The organism is Acinetobacter legionensis (genome assembly GCF_048552295.1).
Lineage (GTDB): Bacteria > Pseudomonadota > Gammaproteobacteria > Pseudomonadales > Moraxellaceae > Acinetobacter.
Window position 1 is genome coordinate 21438 of the sequence record NZ_JBIMCW010000042.1, and the last position, 7885, is coordinate 29322.

The following is a 7885-nucleotide window of genomic DNA, read 5'->3' on the forward strand; positions in this document are numbered from 1 at the left end:
TTTACCTCATCCCTTAGAAAAATGAATCAAACATATTGAACAAAGCGCCACCTGGTGAGCGTGGCGGATGTACATAAATCACTTCGCCGGCCAAAGGTGGTGTACGATTTTCAATTCTTACACGGGCAGGGCGGTCATTGCCTTCATACACGACCTTGATTTGTGATGTCCATAAACGTCCTGTGCTTTCACTATAAAATAAAGGTAGCGCAGGAACAGGCACATTCATACGGTCAAATCGAAGCTGATGACTACTGACATTGTGGAAATCAATCGGTGTCACTGCACGAAAGGCACGTGGACGTAATAAATTTAATTCGGTACGACCATCGACTGAGGTGGCATAACACATTTCACCTGTGCGGTGATCAGGGCCAAACCATGTATCCTTAGGTAAAATTACAGGAATATCAAATAAGGGTTCTTTTTGAGCTTGTACAAAACCTGAAATCCACAGGGGTGTACTGATGTAGAGTGTACCGCGTTGGCCTGCTGGAATATAAATTGGATCGACAGGACGAATCACTACAGAGCGATCAGCTAAACGGGGCATGAGTTGAAACGCTTTATGGGTCTCGCGAAACATATAGCGTTCAACATGTACAGGTTCAGGAAAACCAAAATTTACATCATGGATTTTATGCCATTGCTGTTCATAGTCATATTGGAATTTTGGACGATAATATTCCAAGCGCCATTCTTGCAGACCACGAGTAATGCGCATCATCATAGAACCAAATTGCCATGCTTTGGATTGGTTCAATTCAAACAGTTGTTCTCCCCACCACTTTAAATCAGGGAGTTCTGGTTCCAGATGTTCTTTCTTCTTAGACAAAAGTGTTTATCCCATTCATAAAATCATCATCAAATCTTTAACAAACAGACTTCACGCTGTCATGAGCATAGAGTACACTCAAAGCAATTTAAATCATTAATATAAGTTGTAATGCAAGTTCTCAAACAATTACAAATACCATATAGTTTTGCAAAACGGCATGGAGTGCTGTTGCGTTATGAAGGTGATCAAGTTTTTATTGTTCGCCGTCAGGATACCGCACAAATTGCGATTCAGGAAGCCCGCCGCTATCTCGGTCGTACAGCACAACATCAATTATGTAATGAAACTGAGTTTAATCACATGCTCAGTTCAAGCTATGCAGGTGAAACGGGCGAATCACAACAGGTTGCCGCTGGTCTTGAAGATCACCCTGATCTATTGAGTCTGGCCGATCAGATTCCTGAAACTGAAGATTTGATGGATCAGGAAGATGATGCACCAATTGTGCGACTCATCAATGCTTTATTGTCTGAAGCGATTCGAGTCGGGGCTTCAGATATTCATATTGAAGCCTTTGAAAAGAAATTATCTGTTCGCTTAAGGGTAGATGGGCAATTGCGTGAAATCGTACAGCCTCGTCGTGAACTTGCGCCATTGTTGGTATCGCGTATTAAAGTTATGGCAAAACTCGATATTGCAGAAAAACGTATTCCACAAGATGGTCGTATTTCTTTACGTCTTGCAGGACGTGAGGTGGATGTCCGTGTTTCGACCTTGCCATCGTCGCATGGTGAACGTGTCGTTATGCGTTTGTTGGATAAACAAGCGGGTCGACTCAACATGACCCATTTGGGTTTAATGAAGCCTGACTATGAGCGTTTAACCCAATTGGTTCATCGTCCACATGGCATTATTCTAGTCACTGGCCCTACAGGTTCGGGTAAAACGACGACTTTGTATGCCGCGCTTTCTGATTTGAATGATGGTTCTAAAAATATCCTCACTGCTGAAGATCCGATTGAGTATCAACTTGAAGGGATTGGGCAGACTCAAGTGAATACCAAAGTGGATATGACCTTTGCCCGTGCGTTAAAAGCCATGCTTCGTCAAGATCCAGATGTGGTGATGGTGGGGGAGATCCGTGATTTGGAAACGGCTGAAATCGCAGTTCAAGCCTCTTTAACAGGTCACTTAGTTTTGTCTACGCTACATACCAATACTGCAATTGGTGCTGTGACCCGTTTAAAAGATATGGGCATTGAACCCTTCTTATTATCCAGTTCATTGATTGGGGTGATTGCCCAGCGTTTAGTTCGGACATTGTGTTCTCATTGTCATACATGGCGTGAAGCAGATGACTTTGAAAAAGATGTGTTTAAACCTGTGAGTTTAGAATCGAATTTAAAACTACCTGTACCGAATGGTTGTGATTTTTGTTCCCATACGGGCTTTACAGGACGTACTGCGATTTATGAAATTGTGCCGATTGATGAGCAGATGCGCCGTTTGATTCATGGTAATGCAGCAGAATATGAGCTTGAAGAATATGCACGTAAAGATGCAGGTTCAATTCGAGATGATGGTTTACGTAAAGTATTAGCGGGTAAAACCACAATGGAAGAGGTTTTACGTGTTACCAATGAAGCGGCTGAATAATTGAAAATTATTTATCTATCTTTTTAAAATTTTCTCAGAGTATGCTTTAGGCTTTATAATTTAGCTATAAATTCTACAGAGCCTTTAGTTACTTTTATAAGTATAGTTTCTGGTTCGTTCTCAGGTGTTAAAATAATCTGCTTATTTATTAAATTCGAAATACAAATCATGTAGTTGATGATTTTTTCATGGTCTTGTAGTGAATTAATATCATTTGGATTAATATCATTTTCAATTTTGTCGACTAAGAAAAAATGATTATTTATCTGAGTTTTGTCTAAATAGAGATTAGCATGTGAACATAGATTATGAGCGTCATTTAAACATTCTTGAAGGACTTCAAAATTAATTTGGCTCTCATTCTTTTGTGTCTGCTGGTTAAGCCATTTGATTGTATAATTTTCATTTACAAAGACAGTCGATTTTTTAGGTCTTTAATATTAGTATCGAATATATAAAGGTCTCTTAGAGTATCATCGCAATAATATATTTTATCTTTTAGTTCTACCCAGTCCATAAAAAACCAACCAGAAAAATAAAAGTAAGCATTACCCCTACCTAAAAATAAATTTATACTTCTAGGTAGGTTTTATCATAGCATTAAACAATCACATTCAATGTCACATCAATATTGCCACGAGTCGCATTTGAATATGGACAAACGATATGTGCAGCATCTACTAATTTCTGTGCTTCTTCTTGCTCTAAACCTTCTAAATGAATATTTAAAGTCACTTGAATACCAAAACCAGTAGTAATTGGACCAATACCAACATCACCTTCGATATAAACATCTGGGGTAATTTTTAAATGATCACGATTTGCAACGAACTTCATCGCACCAAGGAAGCAAGCAGAATAACCTGCTGCAAAAAGTTGTTCAGGATTGGTACCACCACCAGCCCCGCCCATTTCTTTAGGCACTGCTAATTTAACATCTAAAATTCCGTCTGATGATGTTGCACGACCATCACGACCGCCAGTTGCTTTTGCATGTGCTGTATAAACCACTTTTTCTAAAGACATCGGAAATCTTCCATTTTTGATTGTGTTCAATTATATCGTATACGATATAAATATTTAAACAAGTAGCGTTTGTGTAAAATTTGATAACTTTAGTTTGAAATATTTTCGCGTAAATTTGAAAGAAGATCTTTCAATTGAGTAATGCTGTCTAAATCACAAGCACTGGCTTGAGCAACTTTTAATGGAATATCCACGGCTTTTAATTTTAGTGCATGACCTTCAGCAGTGAGGCTGATAATCACTTGACGTTCATCTTTCGTAGAACGTTCGCGGTTAACAATACCATTACTTTGTAATTTTTTGAGTAAGGGGGTAAGCGTAGATGATTCTAAAAAGAGTTTTTCACCGATTTCAGACACAGTTAGACCATCTTTTTCCCAAAGCACTAACATAACTAAATACTGTGGATAGGTCAGTCCTAGTGGTGTTAGTAATTTACGATAAAGTTGATTTAATGCTAAGTTTGTAGAGTAAACAAGAAAGCAGAGTTGATGATCAAGATTTAAGTTTGAATAGTCTTGTTGCATGCTTGTCTCGTGAAGATATTACGCCTCACAAGTATAACGTTGTTTTGTCTTGTTCAGGAAATAAAAGTCATTAATGGCAATACGGACTTAGAATGACATCAATTTGCGATGTTGCATTAAAGGCATTGATTCACGAATTGAGCGCTGCTCATTCAAATTAAAAGGAACTGTCATCAATTGCGCACCTTCTGCATCTGTGATCGCTAAAATTTGTCCACGACTATTAGTTGCGCCAGCATGTCCCCAGGTTTGACGTTTTTCACCATGCCAACCTTGTTGTGCTGCACCTAAAACATGACATTGACTGTCCATCGCACGTGCTTGAAGTAATAACTGCCAATGCATTTGGCCTGTGGTATAGGTAAATGCAGCTGGTGCAGTCAAAATATTTGCACCTTGCGCTCTCAAGGTGAGTGCAAGTTCTGGAAAGCGTAAGTCGTAGCAAACCATCAAACCGATTTGTCCAAAAGGTGTTTTCGCGACAACAACATCACTGCCTGGTTCAAAAAACTGAGATTCTTGATACCCGCCAACAGCGTCACCCACGTGTACATCAAACAAGTGAATTTTGTCATAACGTGCTTCAGTGCCTTCTGGACTGATACATAGGCTGACAGTACGAACTCGACCATCAGCAATAATTGAACCATCTGGACGGAAAGGGCAAGGTAAAGTCCCTGCAACAATCCATATTTGATAATGATGTGCTAAGTTTTCTAAACGCTTTTGAATTTCTTCAAAACGTGCAGCAGTTTCCCGTTGTTTACCTGCGGCAAAGCAGACAAAATTTTCAGGAAACACAATCAAAGAAGCGCCATCAGCTTTACTTTGTTGTATCAACGACTCAATCACACTGAAGTTTGCTTCGATGTCATTTTGAGAGTTCATTTGAACAACGGAAAGTAAAGTCATGGGCTATCCCTGATAAAGCAATCTTGAGATGATTAAGCGTTTTGCTGGTTTGAAGATACACATTCCATAGTATCTTGCTGCTTTTCAAGTTGTTTAACTAATGGCTCGAACATATTTTGGTTGTTTTCATTGAGCTTCATTAAAGTTTTATGTGCATCGAGAACGGTACACAGCATTGTGCTGTGATTAACATTATCGTCAATCAAAGCATTGGTGCACACTTGAGGGTCACCACAGTAATTTAAAATGACAAAAACCTGCCCTAAGCCCATGCTATTGGCTAGAGTGGTAATATCTGGATTTGTGGACAGCATCACCGCTTGGATGTGGTGTACTTGTTTCAACTTTAAGCCAAGCTTGGCAAGTATTCCAAGAACTGTACTATCAATAAATGTGGTTTGGGTTAAATCAACAATTGCGCCAATGACGTTTTTTTGTTGTTCAATCCTTGCCAAAAGTTTGTCTAAACTAATACAAGATTGGGCTCGCACTTCACCAATAAGTTTGAAAATATGCGTTCCATTCAAGCTTGCATATTCAACATGACCTGTTGACATATAAATGCCATTTGCAGAGAAGGATAGGAAAATTATCACATAGCGCAAGTCTATACTCAAGCGTTTGCGTATAGGTTATTAGTCTAATTTGTTATATATGTTTGATTATATTGTTAATTCATTCTGCGGAGACTGAGGATTGCTATGTCATCTGCTACATGTTCTGGTGCACGGAATGATTGATTTTGCAAATGATAGACCAATTGTGAGAACTGTTCATTCAAACCACCCGAGAATGGTTCAAGGGCACCATCAGAACAAATAATAAACCGCGCATGCTTAGTTAAGGTACATTGAAACTCTTCAACCTCTAAGTCTTCGGTGAGTCCTAAAGGAAAACTGCTGGTATTCAAAACACGAGGGGCTTGGTTGGGTTCAAAAATAATGGGGGGAGGGTAATGCCCTGCACTTGACCATTTTAAAGCATGTGTTTCTAGATTTAGAATGCCAGCCAACATTGTGATATGTTTTTCAATATTTTCTTGAACCAGCATACCATTGAGTTTTTTAATCAATTCTCTTGGTGTTTTCGAGCGACCATGAAAGGCAGCCATCCAAGATGTCAGTAAAGAGCTGGTTACCCCATGACCCGATACATCGGCCAAATAGAACATGATTTCTTTATCACTGATTTTCCAGTAATCATACCAGTCACCAGACAAATACGCAGAAGGCTGGAAAAGCGTCTCAACTTTATAGTTTTGTAGTTCAATTGGATTTGGAAGAAGTTTTTTTTGTAGTTCTGCGGCAGAAGGTAAATCACGGCTATCTTGATTACGTTTATATTGCGCATCAATTTTTAATAAAGAATCTTCAAGATTGGCGGGAAGCTTGGTCCAGATCCAACCCGCAAGGGCGCCAAGCTCCCATGCTTGGGAAAGTTCGCTTCCTTCATTTTCTTGCGCAATCACAATGGTAGGCAAAGTCCATTGGTACTGTAAAAAATCGTGGACGTCTGCAATTGCAATAATTGTTGGATCATAACGATGAATGTCTTCAATGGTAATCATCTGCAAGCTAGGAAGCGTATCTAATACTTGTTCTAAGCTTGAAATTTGGCGACTGGGTTGAATGAAATACATAGAAGAAATGAATGATCCTTAATCGGTATAAAAGCATTATCCAGTAGATTTACTATAGATGACACCACAATGCTAGTAAAACCATATGAATTACTAGCAAATAAGTTTAACAAAATATTGTGGTTATTTGTCTGCGTTTGTATCAGCAGGACTATTGCTATCATCCTCGTCATCATCTACAAACGCCACAGCTTCCTGTCCACGGCCTTTTTTCTCAGCGATTTGGAATGCTAAACGTTGTAAATAGATATCGCGAATTGCTGAGTAACGATCACCTTGCAATACACTTTCCACATCTAGAAGTTTAGAACGAGTATTAATCCCACCTAATGCACGGTTACCCCAGATTAAACCCGTTTGATGGTTGTTATCCATTGGATAGGTAAGCGGATTGGCATAACCTTCAGCAACATAATCAACTGAGTGACGAAGTGTGCTTGGCCCTAAGATAGGCAGCATGACATAAGGACCACTTGGAATACCGTAGTAACCTAATGTGGTACCTAAGCTTTCTTCTTCAGTTGCTAAACCTAAGCGAGTTGCAGGATCAGCTAAACCTAAAGAGCTGACGGTGTTAATGGTAAAACGACCTAGAGACTTGGCTGCACGACTAAAACGCCCTTGAGCAAGTTGGTTGACTGCATTCCATGGTTCACTTAAGTTTTTACGAAATAAACTATATGAAGAACGTACATCACCAGGCACTTTTGCTTTGTACTGAACAGCAATAGGTCGAGCAACATTACGGTCGATCATGTCATTAAACGCATAAATTTCACGGTTCAATGGTTGTAGTGGATCTTTTACAGCATCTGGTTGAGCTGCATTGGCATTCACTTTTAAGTCATTTTTTGTGATGTTTTTAAGCTCTCTAAGGGCTTCAATTCTTGGGTGTTTAGAAGCTGCTTCGTTTTCTAGTACCGAAGAATTCTCTTGAGACGACTTATCATCTGAATCAGAGTTTGTAGAAACAGCATTGTCCGAATTCTCTTGAGCAGATAATTCGTCTTGAGCAAATACATGGCTAGTCAGACCAATGCTAAGTAAACAAGCCCAAAGTACATGATAAGGACGCATAGAATTCCTTGAAATATTCTTAAAGTAAAAGTAGTCGATAATGATATAGCTATATTAAAGACTTCATAATCGTATTCTAACAGTAGTTATTGCATATGTATTAAAGCAAATTTGATTAAAAAGTGTGAATAAATATGATAAACGAACATTATTTGTTCGAACAATTAAAATAATTAAAAAAAGGGGTTGTGTTGGGAATGGAATGCTGTAGAATGCACATCCATCGGCGGTGATGTTAAATAAAACTTCTGATAAATCAGGCACTTGATT

General features: G+C 38.9%; 8 protein-coding genes. 1 reads left to right on the top strand and 7 read right to left on the bottom strand.

Annotated elements, in window-relative coordinates:
- Nucleotides 1-13: 13 nt before the first annotated feature.
- Nucleotides 14-835, bottom strand: coding sequence for a DUF432 domain-containing protein (locus tag ACG916_RS20385; protein ID WP_004725984.1), 822 nt, complete (start codon nucleotides 833-835; stop codon nucleotides 14-16).
- Between the two features lie 111 nt (nucleotides 836-946).
- Here ACG916_RS20385 and gspE point away from each other — a divergent pair, with 111 nt between their 5' ends.
- Nucleotides 947-2434 (top strand): type II secretion system ATPase GspE, encoded by a 1488-nt coding sequence (gene gspE, locus ACG916_RS20390; RefSeq protein ID WP_004725986.1) that lies wholly within the window; start codon nucleotides 947-949, stop codon nucleotides 2432-2434.
- 600 nt (nucleotides 2435-3034) lie between these two features.
- Here gspE and ACG916_RS20395 read toward each other — a convergent pair.
- The 6 genes from ACG916_RS20395 to ACG916_RS20420 form a co-directional block, all read right to left on the bottom strand.
- Entirely contained in the window at nucleotides 3035-3460 is a 426-nt protein-coding gene (locus ACG916_RS20395; protein WP_419327637.1) for an organic hydroperoxide resistance protein, read from the bottom strand.
- Between the two features lie 89 nt (nucleotides 3461-3549).
- Nucleotides 3550-3987, bottom strand: a complete 438-nt coding sequence (locus ACG916_RS20400; RefSeq protein WP_336953597.1) for a MarR family winged helix-turn-helix transcriptional regulator — start codon at nucleotides 3985-3987, stop codon at nucleotides 3550-3552.
- 87 nt (nucleotides 3988-4074) lie between these two features.
- The gene (locus ACG916_RS20405; protein WP_336953598.1) at nucleotides 4075-4899 is read right to left on the bottom strand and encodes a carbon-nitrogen hydrolase family protein; all 825 of its coding nucleotides are present in this window, start codon (nucleotides 4897-4899) and stop codon (nucleotides 4075-4077) included.
- Nucleotides 4900-4931: 32 nt separating this feature from the next.
- The gene (gigB, locus tag ACG916_RS20410; protein ID WP_016539397.1) at nucleotides 4932-5456 is read right to left on the bottom strand and encodes an anti-anti-sigma factor GigB; all 525 of its coding nucleotides are present in this window, start codon (nucleotides 5454-5456) and stop codon (nucleotides 4932-4934) included.
- Between the two features lie 113 nt (nucleotides 5457-5569).
- Nucleotides 5570-6538, bottom strand: coding sequence for an RsbU family protein phosphatase GigA (gigA, locus tag ACG916_RS20415; RefSeq protein ID WP_419327636.1), 969 nt, complete (start codon nucleotides 6536-6538; stop codon nucleotides 5570-5572).
- 123 nt (nucleotides 6539-6661) lie between these two features.
- Nucleotides 6662-7615 carry an MlaA family lipoprotein gene (locus ACG916_RS20420; RefSeq protein WP_336953599.1) on the bottom strand — a complete coding sequence of 318 codons (954 nt, stop codon included), beginning with the start codon at nucleotides 7613-7615 and terminating at the stop codon, nucleotides 6662-6664.
- Nucleotides 7616-7885: the final 270 nt, after the last annotated feature.

Bases quoted from the DNA above. Each gene is read 5' to 3' on its own strand.
- gspE (WP_004725986.1), top strand. From the start codon at position 947: ATGCAAGTTCTCAAACAATTACAAATACCATATAGTTTTGCAAAACGG.
- ACG916_RS20395 (WP_419327637.1), bottom strand. From the start codon at position 3,460: ATGTCTTTAGAAAAAGTGGTTTATACAGCACATGCAAAAGCAACTGGC.
- ACG916_RS20400 (WP_336953597.1), bottom strand. From the start codon at position 3,987: ATGCAACAAGACTATTCAAACTTAAATCTTGATCATCAACTCTGCTTT.
- ACG916_RS20405 (WP_336953598.1), bottom strand. From the start codon at position 4,899: ATGACTTTACTTTCCGTTGTTCAAATGAACTCTCAAAATGACATCGAA.
- gigB (WP_016539397.1), bottom strand. From the start codon at position 5,456: ATGTCAACAGGTCATGTTGAATATGCAAGCTTGAATGGAACGCATATT.
- gigA (WP_419327636.1), bottom strand. From the start codon at position 6,538: ATGTATTTCATTCAACCCAGTCGCCAAATTTCAAGCTTAGAACAAGTA.
- ACG916_RS20420 (WP_336953599.1), bottom strand. From the start codon at position 7,615: ATGCGTCCTTATCATGTACTTTGGGCTTGTTTACTTAGCATTGGTCTG.